The sequence below is a fragment of the Cytobacillus sp. Bva_UNVM-123 genome, assembly GCF_046351715.2.
Taxonomy (GTDB): domain Bacteria; phylum Bacillota; class Bacilli; order Bacillales; family Cytobacillaceae; genus Cytobacillus.
Genome location: NZ_CM177772.1, coordinates 2,291,967 through 2,310,210, shown reverse-complemented (window position 1 = coordinate 2,310,210; position 18,244 = coordinate 2,291,967). Strand labels below are relative to the sequence as shown.

Below are 18,244 nucleotides of genomic sequence, written 5' to 3'. Positions count from 1 at the left end.
AAACAAAACTAAACATTCACCTTCATAAATTGATAGATTTACTTAGGATAGCATTTTTAAACATTATGTATTAAAATATTAAAGGTAATTTTTTTTTCAATAAAAAAAGGAGAACTCTTTTAAATGCTAATAGATTTCATCATGATTATTAAAGCGATTATACTTGGTCTCGTTGAGGGCTTAACAGAATTTGCCCCTGTATCCTCAACTGGACATATGATTATTGTTGACGAAATGTGGCTTCATTCTGAGGATTTTCTCTCAAAATCAACTGCCAATACATTTAAGGTTGTTATTCAATTAGGCTCTGTCTTAGCAGCGGCTATCGTCTTTAAAGACCGTTTCTTTGAAATGCTTGGACTTAAACGAAAAGCCTCTCAAGATACTGTTAATGGTAGACGCTTAAAGCTTACACATATTATTGTTGGATTAGTTCCTGCAGGCATACTAGGAGTGTTATTTGAGGATTATATTGATGAGTATTTATTCTCAACTGAAACGGTTTTAATTGGTTTAGTCATCGGTGCTCTCTTTATGATTGTTGCTGACCTTTTCGGAGATAAAAGGCAAAAGATTGATACGGTAGACCAGATCACATACAAACAAGCCTTTTCTATCGGATTGATCCAATGTTTTTCATTATGGCCAGGCTTTTCACGTTCAGGTTCAACTATCTCTGGAGGTGTTTTGCTAGGACTTAGCCACCGGGCTGCTTCAGATTTTACTTTTATTATGGCTGTTCCTATTATGGCAGGAGCAAGCTTAATTTCTTTAGTGAAAAACTGGCAATATTTCACTCCTGATGCATTGCCATTTTTCATTGCTGGTTTTATTAGTGCCTTTGTATTTGCGCTAATTTCTATTCGTTTCTTCTTAAAACTAATTAATAAAATAAAGCTTATCCCATTTGCTATTTACCGAATTATTTTGGCTGGTGTCATCTATCTTTTATATTTCTAATCGAAGAGGGTTTCCCAAAAGTATGACTTTTAGGGAGACCCCTTTTGTATGATCCTATTATCTTGTCCGTTGATTTCCGTTCCAGACGCTTCGCTTTCCGTGGGGCAAACGGTAAGCCTCCTCGTCGAAGAGCGCTCCTGTGGGGTCTCACCTGTCCGCTTTTCCCGCAGGAGTCTTCGCGTCTTCCACTACAATCAACTTAGTGCCAAAAATTAGTATCAACTTTGATTAATTAATTTTCATTTGAAATTATCCAAAAATATTCAAAAGTATCATTTTAAAGAAAAAGACTGACTCTAAAAGGTCGTTTTCAACGATCTTTTGGGTCAGCCTCTTTCTTTTTATCCTCTAAATCATCTACAAGTTTTTCCGCTACTCTCCGATATAGATTGCTCATGTTCACCAGTGTTGTGATCAGAAGAACTTTTTCTAAATCATTTGCATCTTTATCGTTCAGTTGCTCTACCTCTTCCTTCACATTTTCCATCTTTTTTTCAATGTCCTCATTAAAGCTAGCAAAATTTTTTTCGGAAAGATGAAGAAAGCTTTCATAAAACTGATTAATATCAAACTCTTCATCTGTTATTTTTTTGTTTACGATAGAAAGAGTCTCTTTTATATCGTTTATCGAAAGTGCTCCTTTTAATTGATAGATGAAGCTAATTAAAAGAAGATGCTCCTTAGAATATTTTTTATTTTTGATTGGAAATAAAAGCTTCCCTTTCGCATAATTATTAATCATTGTTTTCGTTAATACTTTTTCTTCTTCATTGCGCTTTGAGCTATTAAATTTATTTTCAAATAGCTGAATAACTTGATCCATATATAAATCAATTTGCGGAATTTCATCTAATGTAATTTGATTATTAAGTCCAAGCTCATTGATGAGTTCATTCATTTTTTCCATTTATTTAACCTCTATTAATTTATTCTTTATTCATAAGTTTACTCAAAAAAAAGTAATATGTAAATATTGACTACATATCATTATCAGTATATTATATTAAGTAGTTACCAAAACTACATACAATAACATTGGGAGGAACCCTTATGACATCTTATATCCGCGAGCCAATTAACGGACTTACCCACCTTGCAGGAGCCATTTTATCTTTTGTTGGACTACTTGCTCTTGTCATTAAAGCTTCGATTTTTCATTCATCAGCAATTGTCATTTCTGCTGTCATCGTTTTTGGCATTAGCATGATTCTACTATACTCTGCTTCTGCTACTTACCATATGGTAATTGCTAAAGATAAGGTCATTGCGTTTTTAAGAAGACTTGATCATTCAATGATATTCGTTTTAATAGCAGGTTCTTATACTCCATTTTGCCTTATCACCTTAAAAGGTGTAACTGGCTGGATCCTATTTGCAATTGTTACTACAGTAGCTGTTGCAGGTATTCTCTTTAAGATGATTTGGTTTAATTGTCCAAGATGGCTATCTACAGTTCTTTATATTGCAATGGGATGGATCATAATCTTTGCTTTTTCCCCTCTTTCTAAAGCTTTAAGCTCAACAGGTCTCTTTTTACTCCTATTGGGTGGGATATTGTATACAATCGGTGGTGTAATATACGCGATTAAACCGAAGTTTCTGGAGTTCAAGCATCTCGGCTTCCACGAAATTTTTCATATTTTCATTATGCTTGGCAGTATTGCTCATTTTCAATGTGTCTTTTTATATGTAATCTAAAATTGCTTCAATGAAAACGAATCCGCTCTACATTTCGTAGAACGGATTCGCTTTTATTTTAGAAACATTTTGACCTTTTTTAATGCATTTTTTGTTGTAGAATATCTAAATGGCAAGTCAAATAATGTCGTTTGGCTTAAGATGCTTTTTTGATGAGAGAAAACTTTAAAGCTTCCCTTCCCATGATATGTCCCCATACCACTTTCACCAACTCCACCAAAGGGTAAATAAGGGGAACTAAGATGGTACACTGTATCATTCAAGCAGCCGCCTCCAAATGAAACATTGTTCAACACCATTTGCTGCACTTCTTTACTTTCTGAAAAAAGATAAAGAGATAATGGTTTAGGTTTGCTCTTTATGATATCAATCATTTTTGATAACTGCTCATACTCGATAACTGGAAGGATTGGACCAAAAATTTCCTCCTTCATAATCGGATCATCAAAGCTACTATTATGTAATATGGTAGGTTCAATAATGAACGTTTTTGAATCATATTTTCCTCCGAGAAACATTTTATCATGATGAAGAAACGTGACAAGCCGCTCAAAATGCTTCTTACTGACAATTTTTGTGAACTCCCCTCTCACACTTACATCCTCACTGTATAGTTCATAGATGGCTTCTTTTAAAAGTTGCAAAAATTTATTTTTAATTTTTTTGTGTACAAATAAATAATCAGGGGCCACACAGGTTTGACCAGCATTTACAAATTTACCCCATGCAATTCTCTTGGCAGCGAGCTTCAAATGCGCATCTTCATGGACTATACATGGACTTTTTCCACCTAATTCTAATGTGACGGGAGTTAAATTTTTTGCTGCCGCTTCCATAATGATCTTTCCGACACTCACACTTCCTGTAAAAAAAATATAATCAAACTTCTCTTTCAATAATGCGGTGCTTGTTTCTATTCCACCTTCAACTACTTCTATATACTCTGAAGGAAAATTTTCATTCATTAACTTCTGTAAGACCGCTGAAGTATTTGGAGTTAATTCAGATGGTTTTATAATGGCACAATTGCCAGCCGCAATCGCACCAATTAGTGGGGCAACAGCTAATTGAAACGGATAGTTCCACGGGGCAATGATTAGTGCAACCCCGTAAGGTTCAGAATAAATATATCCTTTCGAGCCGAAGGTAGCTAAAGTGGACTTTACCTTCTTAGGTTTCACCCATTTTCGTAAATGCTTCAAAGTAAACCTAATTTCCTCTAAAACAAACCCAATTTCAGTTAAATACGAATCAAATTCACTTTTATTTAAATCTGCTTTTAATGCAGACATGATTTCTTGTTCATGAGTACGAATGATACTTTGTAATTTCTTAAGCATAGTAATTCGGAAAGTGAAGTCCATCGTCTTTCCTTGAAGAAAGAACTTACGTTGCCTCGTTATCAGTTCTTCATAATTCTCCATTCGTTTTCTCCCTTATATTCTATTTTTCAATATATTTATTATCCTCATCCTATCATAAAAGCTAGATGAAGAAGCGAGTTTAAACTGTTCTGAATGAACGAAGAGCAGTTTTTTACATAAATTCGAATATTTGCGGAAAGCTTTTATATATGAGAGGAAGTGTAATCATGTTTTTGGATTTGTTAAGAAAAAAATTAAAACAAAAAGATCTCTATCATTACGATGAAAAGTCTAATGCAAAGGAAATCGAAATAAAAAAACAGCAGATTGGTTCAAACATTCATCATACAATTAGTATTTTTGAAGAAATTTATTCCATTCCAAATAATAATGATGTTAACATTAGAGAATTTAATATAAGCTCGTTAAATAAGAAAGCGGCGATCCTAGCGATCACATCAATAACAGATTCAAATGCCATTGATAAATATGTTTTAGTTCCGCTTCTTACGAACAAAGATTCTTCCAAAAATATAGTGGACATCCTTGAAATCTCTGATGTATCCACTTTCCATATTATTGAAGATATCATTAATAAAATTAATGATGGCAATGCTGTACTTTTTGTAGATGGCCTTACATCAGCCTATTGTGTTAGTGTCTCTGATTTTCAAAATAGAGATATTGCGAGTTCCGAAAATGAAATTGTAATAAAAGGTCCTAAAGAAGCATTTACTGAAAATCTTACAGCTAATATTTCTTTAATTAGAAAAAGAATTAGAAATGAAAAATTAGTTATTGAGTCGACCCTCATCTCAAAAAGATCTCACAATAAAATACATGTCGTCTATATAAAGGATTTAGTAAACAAGCAACTACTTACTAACATAAAGACAAGAATAAACAATTTAGACGTGGATTCTATTCAAAATATTCCATTGTTAGAACAGCTTATTGAAGATAGACAAGTATCTATTTTTCCAACCATTTTATATACGGAGAGACCAGATCGTGCCGTTTCTTTCCTAGAGGATGGTTATATCGTATTATTGATGGAAAATTCTCCAGCTTCTCTTGTTTTACCAGCAACGTTTTGGTCGTTTTTTCACGCACCTGAAGATCATTATATGAGGTACATCTATGCGATTTTCACAAGAGCATTGCGTATATTAGCTATCTTTATCACTCTGTTCACAGGGGCAATATATGTAGGTCTTACAAATTATCATACAGAAATGATTCCTCCTGATTTATTGCTAGCAGTCGCTTCCACTAGAGATAAGGTTCCTTTTCCAGCGTTTGTTGAAGTGTTTCTAATGGAGATTGCCTTTGAACTGATTCGCGAAGGAGGATTACGAGTCCCCACCCCCATTGGACCTACAATCGGCATTGTTGGTGCCCTCATTTTGGGACAAGCTGCAGTTCAAGCAAACATTGTCAGTCCAATCGTCGTGATTGTCGTTGCATTAAGTGGCTTAAGTTCATTTGTAATCGGTGATATTAGTATGAATTTTGCCGTACGGCTATGCCGTTTTTTATTTCTTCTTTCATCAGCCCTTTTTGGCTTTTATGGAATGGCTGCTACCTTTACGGCAGGTGTTTTTTATTTAGTTTCAATTAAATCCTTTGGAGTCCCATATTTATCTCCCATGACTCCAAATTATATCTCTTCTAAGGATACACTTTTTAGAATCCGCTTAACAAAAGAAATGTTTCGTCCAGGTTATTTGAAACAAAAGGATATTAAAAAAAATTAGGAGTCAGCTAATGGTGGAACATAAGGGAAAGATTGGAGTTAGGGAGTTTTTTGCTATTCTAGCAATGACAATTGGACCAAAATATGGAGATGATACACCAGCTATCCTATACAAAAATCTAGATACAGCTGCATGGATGGCACCGCTTATCATCGGATTCATTACCGTTATACCAATATATTTGCTAATTAAAGTTTTAAGCAGCTTTGAAAATAAAGGCTTATCAGATGTCATTGAACATTTATTCGGGAAAATATTCGGATTTTTGTTATTAGCAATATTATGGCTTATTAGTATTACAGCCTTGACGTTTGATACCGCAATTTATACAGATATTGTTACAATCATGTACTTTTCCGAAACACCTGTATTAGCTATTTACGCCATTTTAATGCTCATTTGTGCATATGGTGCCAAAAAGGGAATCGAGCAAATTGGCTCTGTTGCTTGGATTACTTTATTTTGGGTGAAAATTTCTTTATTTAGTGTTTTATTCATCATTATTTTTCAAGGTGAAATCGAATTCCTCTTTCCACTTTTCGGACCAGGAAAATGGGAGGTATTAAAAGAAAGCGCTTATAAAACTTCTATTTACGCAGACATGCTGTTTATTGGTTTAATTTACCCTTTAGTTGCAAGCAAAAGTGCATATTCAAAAGGTACTTGGTTTGCACTTATCTTCATTATTCTTGAACATGTTTTTTCTTTAATTGGTTACATGATGCTTTTTGATTTTCATGGGATTAAAAATATGAACTTTCCTTTCCATGAAGCGATTCGGTATATTCACTTAGGGTTTCTCCCTAATGTGGAAACGTTCTTTTTTCCGTTTTGGATCGTTTCTTCCTTTGTCCGTTTTTCTTTTTATCTATATTTATCTGCAATCCTTTTTGGCAGCCTTTTTAAAATTAAGCATTTCGATTATTTAATTCCAATAATCGCGACTCTCGTTCTGTCATTAGGAATGATTCCAGAAAATTCAACGAACATTATTTTTTATTTAAGAGAAAAATTTATTAATATAGTAACACCATTCTTTATAATTCTTCCTTTTATTATATGGCTCATCGCCAAATTTAAAGGAGTTTTAAACCATGACAACTCAAAGACTGGCTAAAATCATTTGTTTATCCTTCTTGATCCTAATGTTAGAAGGATGTTGGGATAAAAAAGAAATCGAAAAGAATGCTTTCGTTGTTGCGGTTGGTATGGATAAAGGGAACGACAATAGTCTAACTATTACATACTTAATTGCCAATCCAAACTATGCTACACAACAGCAAGGAGGGGGGAATTCCGTCCCAAGAGAGGTTATAACCTTTCAGGCGAATGACCTCATATCTGCAAAAAGTTTAGCAAATACTGTTGTTGCAAAAGATATTTCTTATGATCTTTTGAGATACTTTATTATTTCTGAAAATCTTGCCAAAGACAAAGACTTTATTAAGTGGATGTATGACGCGACAAAAGATAGAGAAATAAGAAGAGACTCATTCCTAATTGTCGTTAAAGAAAAAGCTAGTCAGTTCATACTAAACAATTCACCAAAATTAGAGACCGCTCCTCATAAATATTTCGAACAAATTATAAGCCGTGGGAGAGATATTGGCTTAATTCCGAGATCTGAACTTCATACTTTTCTACGGGTCACAGAAGCTGATGCCGATTTATTTTTAGCCGCTTTTGCAACAACAATACATGAAGAGGAAAATAACGAAAGTGCAAATAAAGGAGATCTTTTCCTTGCGGGTGAGCTGCCTTCAAATGGGGAAACGAATAACACTCAGTTTCTCGGCTCAGCCATTTTTAAAGAAGGAACGATGATCGGAAAATTAAACGGTGAGGAAACAAGGTTATATTATTTATTAAATAATATTGTGACAGCGCCCTCGATCATTACAACGATTTCGGATCCTTTTCAAAGTAAAGTAAAAAATGCCATTAGAATCAAAAAATATAAAAAAAATGACTTCAAAATGGAACGAACCGAACAAGGAAAGTGGAAAATAAATCTCATCGTCCCATTAAAAATAGATGTATTAACAGATTTTGGTATAGAAAATTATGCAAAAAATGTTCAAAAAAGAGAAGAATTAAAAAAGCATCTTGAAGAGCAACTTACAATTAAATTCGATAAGTTTATAAAAAAAACGCAAGAAGAATTTAAAGGACAGCCATTTGGCTGGTCATTAATTGCTAGAAAGCATTTTTTAACTATTCCTGAATATAAGAAAATAAAATGGATGAAAACATACCCGAATATGGAAATTAATATAGCTGTGATTGTGGAGTTTGGCGAATTTGGTAGACAAAGCAAATTACCTAAATTAAAGGAAGTTAGAGATTAATGACGATTATTATCTGGGTTAGCCTGATTATCTTATTTATATATACGTTCGGCTTCTCCATTTCACTTTGGAATAATAAAAATAAAACTGGTTCCATTGCTGTTTTTCTATTAGCAATCGCAACAATTGTATGTTCTTTTTTTAGTGTACTTAAATGAATAAATGCGATTTCATTCCTTTTTCATGGAATCTATCCAATTATTTAGATCGGATAGATTCCAACTATTCCTTTGAAATCTTTATAATTTAAATTTCGCCAGCAATTTCTTCAAATCTTCAGCCATATTCGAAAGTTTAACGGTTGCAGAAGAAATTTCCTCCATTGAAGCTGATTGCTGTTCCGTTGAGGCTAAAACACTTTGAGTACTCATTGCTGATTCATGCGCAATATTCGTTATTTCATTCATTGCCTGAGCCATTTGTTCTGATCCTGAAGAAACTTTCTGTATCGCTTCAATCGCTCGATTCATCTGTTGTGTCACATAATCAACTGCTTTGTGAATTTCTCTAAATGTTATTCCAGACTCATTAACTACTTGGATTCCCTCTTTCACTTCACCATTTACAATTGTCATGGTTTGTACAACATGAGATGTTTCCTTCTGAATTTGTAGAATTAACTCGCTAATTTGCAAAGTAGAGTTTGCTGATTGTTCGGCAAGTTTTCTAACTTCATCGGCAACAACAGCAAAGCCTTTTCCTTGTTCGCCTGCTCTTGCCGCTTCAATAGCAGCATTTAAAGCTAATAAATTTGTTTGGGCGGCAATGGCTGAAATGATTTCAATTATATTGCCAATTTCTTGCGAGCGTTCCCCTAAACCTTTCACAACAGTTGATAATTCTTTAACATTCATGTGGATGGATTGCATTTGCTTATTTGCTTTTGTTATAGATTCAGAGCCTCGATTCGCTTTTTCGAGTGACTCAAAAATATTTTCCTTTACATATGCCGTATTTTCGACAACACGATTCAAATTTTCTACCATTTGAGACATGACATCAGAAGAAATATGTACGTCTTTTACTTGGCGCTCAGCCCCAACAGCAACCTCTTCGATAATTTCAGCAATATGGCGGGTAGCCAAATTGGACTGTTTGGCACCGGATGATAACCGCTGTGCATTTAATGAAACATCATTTGAAGCTTGAAGAACATTGTTTAATACGTTTTTCCAAGTATCAACAGTATGATTTATCATATTGGCTATCGATTTCAATTGCCCTACTTCATTTTCATCCATTCGATTAATCATAACTCCATCTGCAAGCTCTTCTAAGTAATGATTAATCTTTGCAATCGGCTTTATAAATTTACGATAATTCATGATAGAAGAAAGAATGCCAATTAAAGAGCCTAAAAATAAGATTGAGCCCATCGTTAACCAAAAATGCAGTCCTTCCAAGTTATTCCCAAAGGATACCCCTAATCCAATTAATAAAACACCAGGAATGACTACAATTAGCGTCCGAAACATATAGCTAAACTGACTCATAAAACAATAACTCCTTACGAACATATTATTATTCTTATCTAGTAATTCCGAAAAAACATTTCCGTATTTTTTCCATCACCGATGCTTTTTCCTTTATTATCCTAATATACTACATTTTATGAAATAAATATAATACTTTCTCAAAATTATAACAATATAGCTTATCGATCAAATTGACATAAAAAAATCAACCCACCATCACGATGGGTTGATTTTTTTATGCAGTTCCTAAAACAACACCAAGCTCCTTCAAATACTGTCGATATGCGATACTCATGCGGTCACATACGAGTGAGAGTTCAATTTGTAAATCAAGTGGCAATTCTTCTGGTTTTTGATTTTCAACTACAGGTTTATCTTGAGCAAAAATTTCATTCTGGAATTGCACAATTTCTTCATCAGTTGTTCCCGTATCATAATTAAAAGAAAGTATTCCATAAGCGACTGATTTATCATTATCAACTGGGCGAACCGTTAGTAAGATAGTCATCTCTGAATTATTTTCTCGATCTCTTTTTGTGAATTTTACTGTCAACGGACGAATAATTTCGTATGTGTAATAAACATATTTTGGTTTTCCAGAACCGTCTGGATCTGGTTGAAAGATGGCAATTTCATCCGAATAAATTCGGTTATTTTCTTTATTAACTTTATAGTCCTCAATCATACGATGGCTTTCAGTTCCTAAAAATCCGACATGCACAACTGCTAAATGCCCAACATCAAGAAAATTTTCAATAATACGTGGTGGTTTTGCATTCACTTCTTGTGGACCCCAAATAACATTACGAAACCCAGCTGTTTCCATTTCTTTATAATTGAATAATTCAGGCTCGTTATTCGCTAAATTTACCCAGACAAATCCATATTTTTCAATGCAATTATATGCTTCAGCTTTAGCTTTAGAAGGAATCGCTCTCCCTTCAGGCAGCTGAGGAATTTTTACACAAGCCCCTTCATGATTATATTCCCATGCATGATATGGACAGACAAGACAATCATTTTTTACTTCGCCAAGTGAAAGAGCAGCTCCTCTATGAATACATAGATCTTTAAATACATGCACACCTTCACTATTTCTAAATACGACTAAGCGCTCACCCATGACGATAACCTGAATTGGCTTTTCTTCAACATCTTCAGAGCGGCAGGCAACAATCCAATCCTCTAGTAAAACTTTATCTTGAATCATCTTGTTCTCCCCCATCTAATTTTTACGTTTTTATTTTACTCATAGTTATTATGAATGGTCAACCCTAAATACGAACGAATTTATATTTTTTTATAAAAATGTTCGTTTTTTATATACAAACGATTATTTTTTTAATATAATCCTCATGAAAACATTAATAACCAAACATTCAGGGAGGAATCCTCGTTGGAAAAGAGACCAGATAGTGGAATTATCATAGGAGTAGACGATAAGATTAGTTACGGAAAAGCTCTTCTTCTTGGAGCACAACATGTTTTAGCAATGGATTTGTATATTGCACCCATCGTTATCGCAGGTCTTTTAGCCTTAGGAACAGAAAATACTTCTTTCTTTATTCAGATGTGTTTTTTAGCAACTGGCCTTGCGACATTAATCCAAACCGGAGTAGGAATTAAACTTCCAGTCGTCCAAGGACCATCGTATGTACCAATTGGGGCTATTGCAGCAATTGGAGGAAAGCTTGGGTTAGGAGCCATTGCAGGTAGTTTAATACCTGGAGCAATTATTATTGCCCTCCTAGGATATCCTTTAAAATGGTTCGCAAAAGTTGTCAGCAGAATCATTCCTCCTCTTGTAGGTGGAACAGTTATTATTATTGTCGGGATCGCACTTATGCCCATTGGACTGAATAATATTTATAGTGCTCCAGGAAATATAGGAGAAAACATCATTGTTGCTGCAGTATCTGCAGGAGTGCTCATGATATGCATGCTTATTGGAAGAAGAATGCATGGTATCGGAACTTTTTTTCGTTTAGTTTCTGTTATGATTGCGATTATTTCTGGTACTGTAATTGCAAGCTTTTTTGGTAGTGTTGATTTTTCACCAGTTAGCCAAGCAGCCTGGTTTTCTTTACCTTCTTTTCTGCCTTTCGGAAAGCCTATTTTTAATATTAGTGCCATTATTACAATGGTATTTGTCTATTTCATTATCCTCATCGAAACAACAGGCACTTGGTTTGTTGTTTCAACTGTCACTGGCAAAGAGCTTGACGAAAAACGTCTAAACCGAGCTTCTGTTGGTGAGGGCCTTGGTTGCTTTGTTGGAGCACTATTTGGAAGTACACCAATGACAGGTTATTCCTCTAATGCAGGATTACTAGCCATAACAGGAGTGGCCAGTAGATTAGCCATAATGGCGAGTGGTGTCATTCTTGTTTGTCTTGGACTTGTTCCAAAACTTTCAACGGCGATTACTTGCATTCCAGAGCCGGTCATTAACGGGATCTTTGGGATCGTTTGTGTTGCCATCGTCACGAATGGGATGAAGGTTATTCAACCAATCATCATTGATGACCGTAATATGATGGTTATTGGAATTCCAATTTTATTAACAATTGCTGTGACAGTTTTGCCAAAGGATGTTTTATACAGTGCTCCAGATTGGGCAACTTATATTTTATCCTCCGGAATTACAGTCGGTGCTTTAGCAACAGTATTATTGAATTTGGCAATTCCCATTGGGAAAGAAAAAAATGTCACCAACCATGAAAAAGAACTGCCGAATAATTAGAGTCTTTTTTTTGCAGTCTTTTACGTAAAATGCCACTCCTTTATAAGTAGGAGTGGCATCTTATCATTTGATTTTTTAGCGATTACCCATTATTTTTTTCTAGCCATAATTTCATAGGATCCATAATGGAAGAATCCATCATCATTTGCTTCATGTTTATTTCTCGTTCATTCTTATTTTTCTTTAAATCCTCATAAATCATTTTCGACTTTCCAAGACCAACTGCTTCAGCATCATCTACTGAAGCACTATAATAAACCGTTTTAATCCCAGCAAAATACATCGCTGTTAAACACATTGCACATGGCTCGCCACTTGCATACATAATACAATCATTTAAATCATTTGTTTGGAGTTTTTCTTGAGCTCTTCTGATTGCTAATAATTCTGCATGTCCACTAACATCATATTTAATATGAAGCTCATTTACTCCTTCGGCGATTATTTCATTATTCCTTACAAGGACAGCCCCGAATGGCTGCCCTCCTTGTTCAACATTTTCAACAGCCAGCTGGACAGCTTTTTTCATAAATGGATCCATTCGAATTCTCCTCTCCGTTATGATGTGTAAGCTTTTTTATTATTTTGGGTAAGCACCCTCCCATACAATTTTTCGATAAAATGCCGGGTCAGTATCACCTTCTGTATTAATGAGCAAAACGCGGGAATTGGCATTCAATCCCAGCTCATAACAAATATTTTCAACCTTCTGGTCCATTCTTAAAGAATGTAGTAATCCAAGAGAGACAGCTCCTGATTCACCCGCGATAATACGGGGATCATTTTTAAGTGGATTGCCATACATGCGCATTCCAAGTGCAGCGATAGAATCATCACAGGAAATAGACCCTATCGCATATTGACGCAATATGTGATAGGCTATCGTGTTTGGTTCACCACAAGCAAGGCCGGCCATGATTGTATTCATTTCCCCTTCTACAATTTCTCGCTTGCCTTCATCATTTGAAAATGAACGATAAAAGCAATCTGCTTGATTCGGTTCAACAATAACGATGTGTGGTGGTCTTTCATGAAAATACTCAATCATACAAGCAGCAATAGCTGCCGGAAAAGAGCCAACACCAGCTTGTAAAAATACATGTGTTGGTGGTTCTGCATTAGATTCCTTTAATTGCATAGCCGTTTCCCTTGCGATCGTTGCATATCCTTGCATAATCCAAAGTGGAATTTCTTCATACCCTTGCCACGCTGTGTCCTGTACTAAAATCCAGCCATTTTCATTCGCCAGTTTCGCACACATTCTCACAGTATGATCATAATTTAGATCCGTTATTTTCGCTTTGGCGCCTTCATTTCGGATTGCATTTAGCCGTTCCAGCGATGATCCTTTCGGTAATAAAATGACAGACTGATGTCCTAATTCCCGAGCTGCCCATGCTACTCCACGCCCGTGATTTCCGTCTGTTGCTGATATGAAGGTAAGTTCACCAAGTCTTTTTTTGATATCCTCAGATTGTAATATATCAAAGGATAAACTTTCTACATCCTCACCTATTCGATTTGCGATAAACTTAGCCATCGCATAAATGCTTCCCAATACTTTAAATGCATTTAAAGCAAAGCGGTGCGACTCATCCTTTATTCTTATATCGGCTACATTTAAATATTCCGCTAATTGCTTTAAATGATAAAGCGGTGTTGTTGTAAATAAGCGATGCGTTTTTTGAAAGCTATGTATTTTCTCAACTTCTTTTTCTTGAAAAAAACGGAGCTCAGCAAGGTTATAATCACTTGAATAAAATTTATTCTTTACCCATCTAACATTATTTTCAACTGCTTTCTGCATGGAAACCTCCTTTTCAATAATTGAGTGAGAGCTAATAATTCAAAATTTTCATACAACTACTATTTATATTATCATATTATAAAAAAGTCGTTCATGATTTTTTCGTCAAAATCTTTCTGTTATCTCACGCTCCTTCATTTGCGTATATACTTTTTGATAGGCAGCAGCTTCTTGACCCATCCCTTTATGTTGGTATACTTTAGAAATCTTCGCTACAGGTTCAGGTGATTGAGGGCTTAGTTCCATCTCCCAAGAATAACATTCTATGGCGAGATCATACTGCTTATACTCGAAATAGAAGTCTCCTAGTTCAAGCATCCGATCAGGATCCTCTGCAATCTCTCCTATTTGACGAAGCTGATTTAAAATCTTTGAATGAGGCATTATTTCCATAAAAGGCAACATTTTCTCACATATTGTTTTTAAGTCATATCTCTTAAACAAGTTCGTAATAAGCTGATTCATTTGTTCTTCTAGATGTTCTTCGCTTTTTTTATTTATTTGTTTTTCTAAAACAGCCTGATAGAGTGCAAAATGAGATATAACAAACTCAACATCTACATTTTCCCATAGTTTCATTAAAGCTGAATCATAAGCTGCAGGTAGTTCATCCATGAAATGTAATAATAGTTTAGCAGCTTTTTCATATTCTCCCTCACTAATCATGCCATCTATTATTGGCTTTGCCTCTGGCAAATGGATATAAGGATTTATTTTTTCATGAACTAAAGTTATGATCCAATCTTCCATCGAAACACATTTTAATGCAATCTGTGTATAGACTCGAATTGATTCTAGCTCTTGTACTTTTCTAGTTTTTTCTAACCAAAGCAGGATTATTTCAGGGAAGCGGTTTTTTAATGTCAACATTTCCTCTAAAAATTGATGTTTTTTTGGATGTGAACGGTTTTTAAAACAATGTATTTCGATAAAAAGGGGATCTTTCTTAAAAATGGTTTGTAAACTGGAGGAATGATAAAAATCATCGTAAGACGTGTATTCTATTGAAGCCAAACGTTCTTTTGCAGATTGTAATTCAGGCATGAATTCAGTCAATATAATTAATATTTGATAAGCCCTCATAAACTTTCCGCTTCTTCTATACTCAAAGTAAATTTGCTCAATTATTTTAATAAGAATATCTTTTTGGAAGAATGAATCAAGAGTTGTTGCGATATATGCAATTTCCTGTGGGGAAAAATGAAGCTTAAGATGGGAGAAAAGCTTACCACGATTAAGTATAGAAACACTTTTTTTAGGAATAAGTGCCGATAAAAAGGGGTTTGACGCGTCGATAACGAATCCTTCTTGAAATCCTTTAGAAATAAATGAACCTTCTTCCACTACTTCCAAATAATCGCCATAAACAAATGAGTCTCGAAAAAATATTAAATAAAAGTCTTCTTTATCTGCGATTTTAACATGAATGATTTTACTTCCGGCAAATATGGCGACTTTAACCACATTTCCTATTAGGGACCTTTTCTGATCTTTTATCATCATTTCGGTCGGCATAATACGTTCTTTTTTCACATTGATAACCTCCCTCTTGTATATGTTCATTATAACATATGAAATCGTATTCTCCTTGTCCTATTTGCCCCCATTAAAATCTCTAAGTGAACTAATTAAAAAAACCGCTCACTTGAGCAGTTTGATTATCATATGTATATTGGCGGGACCGCCTGGGAATCGAACCCAGCTAACCTGGCACGCAGGTCACAAGCGGTTTTGAAGACCGTGGAGGACACCAGTACCCCATTCGACCCCTCAATCAGACATATTAATTATAGTATTGAAGTATCGAAGAGACAAGGGGTATTTCTGAACATTATGTGAAACCGATGATCTTGTCTCGTTTTCAATTTACGATTATAATAAATGAAGGAATATTATGATGTAGGTGAATAAAATGCTTGATGGCTGGTTTTTATGGTTTATCCTATTCTGGGTTGTTATCTTGACGGGTTCAATGGCAATTGGCGGTTTCTTCATGTTCCGCAAGTTTCTTAAAAAAATGCCTAAAGAAGACGGAAAGTCTGATATGGATTGGGAAGAATATTATGTAAATAAATCAAGAGATTTTTGGCAGCAGGAAGAGAAAGAATTACTTGAAGAACTTGTCAGTCCAGTCCCAGAACTATTCCGTGATGTCGCAAGGCATAAAATCGCTGGAAAGATTGGTGAGCTTGCTCTAAAGGAAAAAGTCACTTCTATCAATGAAGATTTAATCATTAGAGGGTATATTCTAGCAACACCAAAGAGAGATCATAAATTTTTACGAAAAAGACTAACAGAGAAAAAAATAAATATTACTCCTTATGAGCACCTTTTTTAGCCGCTTCAAACTAATGAACTGCACTTCAATCTGGGGTGCAGCTTTTTTATATAAAACTTTTCCCCAGGAGAAAAAATAAAAGCTTCATAACCATATCCCCCCAAAAATGATTGCTGCCTTTGGAAGAGAATTAATAGAGTATTGTGCTAAACTAAAGAAAAGGATATTAAAGGAGTGAATGAAATGATGGATATTAGAAAACCTAACGATTATGAACTGAAAAAGATCTTATCACTTTCTCCACAAGCTGTTTTTGATGGCACATTAGGACAAGTAGAACCAACAAAAGAAAAAATTGACGACCTTGTTAAACCACTTTTGGAAAAGGGAAGCTATTATTTAGTAGCAACAGAAAACGAAAAATTAATGGGCTGGATTCTTATAGGAACAAGTAAAGACCAATTTACAGATATAATAAATGGATTTATTTACGAACTATTTGTGATAGAAGAATTTAGAGGGAATGGGATTTCCAAGCTGCTAATGAAAGCTGGTGTTGATCATTTAAAACAAGCTGGCTATTCGGAAATCCGCCTTAGTGCATTTGCAGGGAATCACGCAATTAAATTGTATGAAAAATTGGGATTTAGCATTAGAACCGTTACTATGAGTTTACAATTATAAGAAATGATTATGGGTCACTTCCTTTCTTAACGGAAGTGGCTTCTTATTATGCAACCACCACAATAAGTGGTGGCCTACATAATCATATTTATTTCTTTATTTAACCAAGCTGTTGCTCCAGTTTCCGAAAATCCCGATACATGGCAATCCGCCATGGTACGATCATGCCAAAGGCAAGGATCCAAAACATCCCACTAAGCTGACCAACATCAATAGAGGAGCTTAAAATAAGCTTTGCGATAATTCGAACTACCAAGAGGCCGATTAAAATAAAGACAAATGCCTTTGAACGTTTTAAATAAATTTGATTATCTCTAATTTCAAATTTTGATGTTTTAATAAGCAAGATTGAAAAAAGCATTCCGACACCAACAGCTTCAATGATTTCAAGTGGGGTAACACGAAATGTCGGAAAAATAAACATCAATGCACCTGTACTCATAAAGATTGGCGGTAAAATAATTTTTTTTGCAGATGTTGGTTTTGTTGATGCCTTCATTCGGATAAACATGACGAAAACTGCCATAAAAACGGCTCCAACCGATGAAATAATTACAATGTCCATAATTCTTCGTCCTTTTTTATGAATTTACCTACCCATTATATACTAATTCATCGTTTGAAGTTAATTAGAAAAACTCGCGCAAAAAATAAAAGGCTACTCTTGATTGATAAATGAAAGGTACTAACCTTATTATCAATTAAGCTCAGCCTAGTTTTTTAACTTAATACTCGATTTACTGCTTCTAGTACACGACCTTCGTCAAATGGCTTCACAATAAAATCCTTAGCTCCTGCTTCAATCGCTTCTACTACCATTTTTTGTTGCCCCATCGCAGAGCACATAATGACTTTTGCGTTTGGGTATGCTTTTTTTATTTCTTTTACCGCTTCAAGCCCGCTCATCTCAGGCATTGTAATATCCATTGTAACTAAATCAGGATTCAATTCACCATAAAGTCGGATGGCATCTATCCCGTTTTCTCCTTCTCCTACAATCTCATGATTCGCTTTATGTAAAATACTAGATAGAGTCATCCTCATAAATTTTGCATCATCGACTATCAAAATTCTTGCCATCGCCGTTCCCCCTTGATTAATACAACGGAAATAATTATCCGTACAAACAA

At 34.8% G+C, this 18,244-nt stretch carries 18 protein-coding genes and 1 tRNA gene; 9 read left to right on the top strand and 10 right to left on the bottom strand.

Going from position 1 to position 18,244, the window contains the following annotated elements; all coding sequences use genetic code 11:
- Positions 1–129: 129 nt before the first annotated feature.
- Positions 130–960: an undecaprenyl-diphosphate phosphatase gene (locus tag KDN24_RS11475; RefSeq protein ID WP_409972805.1), complete on the top strand. Its 831-nt coding sequence runs from the start codon at positions 130–132 to the stop codon at positions 958–960.
- Between the two features lie 310 nt (positions 961–1,270).
- Here the strand turns inward: KDN24_RS11475 and KDN24_RS11470 are convergent, their stop codons facing one another.
- Positions 1,271–1,867, bottom strand: coding sequence for a DUF1836 domain-containing protein (locus KDN24_RS11470; protein ID WP_409972580.1), 597 nt, complete (start codon positions 1,865–1,867; stop codon positions 1,271–1,273).
- Between the two features lie 143 nt (positions 1,868–2,010).
- Between KDN24_RS11470 and trhA the strand changes: the two genes are divergently transcribed.
- The gene (gene trhA / locus KDN24_RS11465) at positions 2,011–2,658 is read left to right on the top strand and encodes a PAQR family membrane homeostasis protein TrhA (RefSeq protein WP_409972579.1); all 648 of its coding nucleotides are present in this window, start codon (positions 2,011–2,013) and stop codon (positions 2,656–2,658) included.
- A gap of 53 nt (positions 2,659–2,711) precedes the next feature.
- Here the strand turns inward: trhA and KDN24_RS11460 are convergent, their stop codons facing one another.
- The gene (locus KDN24_RS11460) at positions 2,712–4,082 is read right to left on the bottom strand and encodes an aldehyde dehydrogenase (protein WP_409972578.1); all 1,371 of its coding nucleotides are present in this window, start codon (positions 4,080–4,082) and stop codon (positions 2,712–2,714) included.
- A gap of 167 nt (positions 4,083–4,249) precedes the next feature.
- On the opposite strand from KDN24_RS11460, the gene KDN24_RS11455 reads away from it, so the two are divergent.
- From KDN24_RS11455 to KDN24_RS11440, 4 genes are read left to right on the top strand one after another with little or no spacing between them, the layout of a single operon-like run.
- Positions 4,250–5,779, top strand: a complete 1,530-nt coding sequence (locus KDN24_RS11455) for a spore germination protein (RefSeq protein WP_409972577.1) — start codon at positions 4,250–4,252, stop codon at positions 5,777–5,779.
- Between the two features lie 10 nt (positions 5,780–5,789).
- The gene (locus tag KDN24_RS11450) at positions 5,790–6,896 is read left to right on the top strand and encodes a GerAB/ArcD/ProY family transporter (RefSeq protein ID WP_409972576.1); all 1,107 of its coding nucleotides are present in this window, start codon (positions 5,790–5,792) and stop codon (positions 6,894–6,896) included.
- Positions 6,874–8,127, top strand: coding sequence for a Ger(x)C family spore germination protein (locus KDN24_RS11445; protein WP_491348421.1), 1,254 nt, complete (start codon positions 6,874–6,876; stop codon positions 8,125–8,127). Before KDN24_RS11450 ends, KDN24_RS11445 begins: the two co-directional genes overlap by 23 nt.
- Entirely contained in the window at positions 8,127–8,285 is a 159-nt protein-coding gene (locus tag KDN24_RS11440; protein WP_409972574.1) for a hypothetical protein, read from the top strand. Before KDN24_RS11445 ends, KDN24_RS11440 begins: the two co-directional genes overlap by 1 nt.
- 81 nt (positions 8,286–8,366) lie before the next feature.
- Here KDN24_RS11440 and KDN24_RS11435 read toward each other — a convergent pair whose 3' ends face one another.
- A complete protein-coding gene (locus KDN24_RS11435; RefSeq protein WP_409972573.1) occupies positions 8,367–9,620 on the bottom strand; it encodes a methyl-accepting chemotaxis protein in 1,254 nt (417 codons plus the stop codon).
- Positions 9,621–9,837: 217 nt separating this feature from the next.
- Positions 9,838–10,812 carry a Rieske 2Fe-2S domain-containing protein gene (locus KDN24_RS11430; RefSeq protein WP_409972572.1) on the bottom strand — a complete coding sequence of 325 codons (975 nt, stop codon included), beginning with the start codon at positions 10,810–10,812 and terminating at the stop codon, positions 9,838–9,840.
- A gap of 186 nt (positions 10,813–10,998) precedes the next feature.
- Between KDN24_RS11430 and KDN24_RS11425 the strand changes: the two genes are divergently transcribed.
- Positions 10,999–12,345, top strand: a complete 1,347-nt coding sequence (locus tag KDN24_RS11425) for a uracil-xanthine permease family protein (protein ID WP_409972571.1) — start codon at positions 10,999–11,001, stop codon at positions 12,343–12,345.
- 82 nt (positions 12,346–12,427) lie between these two features.
- Here the strand turns inward: KDN24_RS11425 and KDN24_RS11420 are convergent, their stop codons facing one another.
- The 4 genes from KDN24_RS11420 to KDN24_RS11405 form a co-directional block, all read right to left on the bottom strand.
- Positions 12,428–12,886 carry a nucleoside deaminase gene (locus KDN24_RS11420; RefSeq protein WP_409972570.1) on the bottom strand — a complete coding sequence of 153 codons (459 nt, stop codon included), beginning with the start codon at positions 12,884–12,886 and terminating at the stop codon, positions 12,428–12,430.
- Positions 12,887–12,925: 39 nt separating this feature from the next.
- On the bottom strand, positions 12,926–14,152 hold the full coding sequence (gene ygeX, locus KDN24_RS11415; protein WP_409972569.1) for a diaminopropionate ammonia-lyase: 1,227 nt from the start codon (positions 14,150–14,152) through the stop codon (positions 12,926–12,928).
- A 105-nt stretch (positions 14,153–14,257) separates the two neighbouring features.
- Positions 14,258–15,685, bottom strand: coding sequence for a tetratricopeptide repeat protein (locus tag KDN24_RS11410; RefSeq protein WP_409972568.1), 1,428 nt, complete (start codon positions 15,683–15,685; stop codon positions 14,258–14,260).
- A gap of 140 nt (positions 15,686–15,825) precedes the next feature.
- Positions 15,826–15,922: transfer RNA gene (locus KDN24_RS11405), tRNA-Sec, on the bottom strand.
- A gap of 142 nt (positions 15,923–16,064) precedes the next feature.
- Here KDN24_RS11405 and KDN24_RS11400 point away from each other — a divergent pair.
- A complete protein-coding gene (locus tag KDN24_RS11400; protein WP_409972567.1) occupies positions 16,065–16,490 on the top strand; it encodes a DUF2621 family protein in 426 nt (141 codons plus the stop codon).
- Between the two features lie 186 nt (positions 16,491–16,676).
- Complete coding sequence (locus tag KDN24_RS11395; RefSeq protein ID WP_409972804.1) at positions 16,677–17,114, top strand: GNAT family N-acetyltransferase; 438 nt, start codon at positions 16,677–16,679, stop codon at positions 17,112–17,114.
- A 100-nt stretch (positions 17,115–17,214) separates the two neighbouring features.
- On the opposite strand, the gene KDN24_RS11390 is transcribed toward KDN24_RS11395, so the two are convergent.
- A complete protein-coding gene (locus KDN24_RS11390) occupies positions 17,215–17,679 on the bottom strand; it encodes a CcdC family protein (protein ID WP_409972566.1) in 465 nt (154 codons plus the stop codon).
- 155 nt (positions 17,680–17,834) lie between these two features.
- Positions 17,835–18,194, bottom strand: a complete 360-nt coding sequence (locus tag KDN24_RS11385; protein WP_409972565.1) for a response regulator — start codon at positions 18,192–18,194, stop codon at positions 17,835–17,837.
- Between the last annotated feature and the right edge of the window lie 50 nt (positions 18,195–18,244).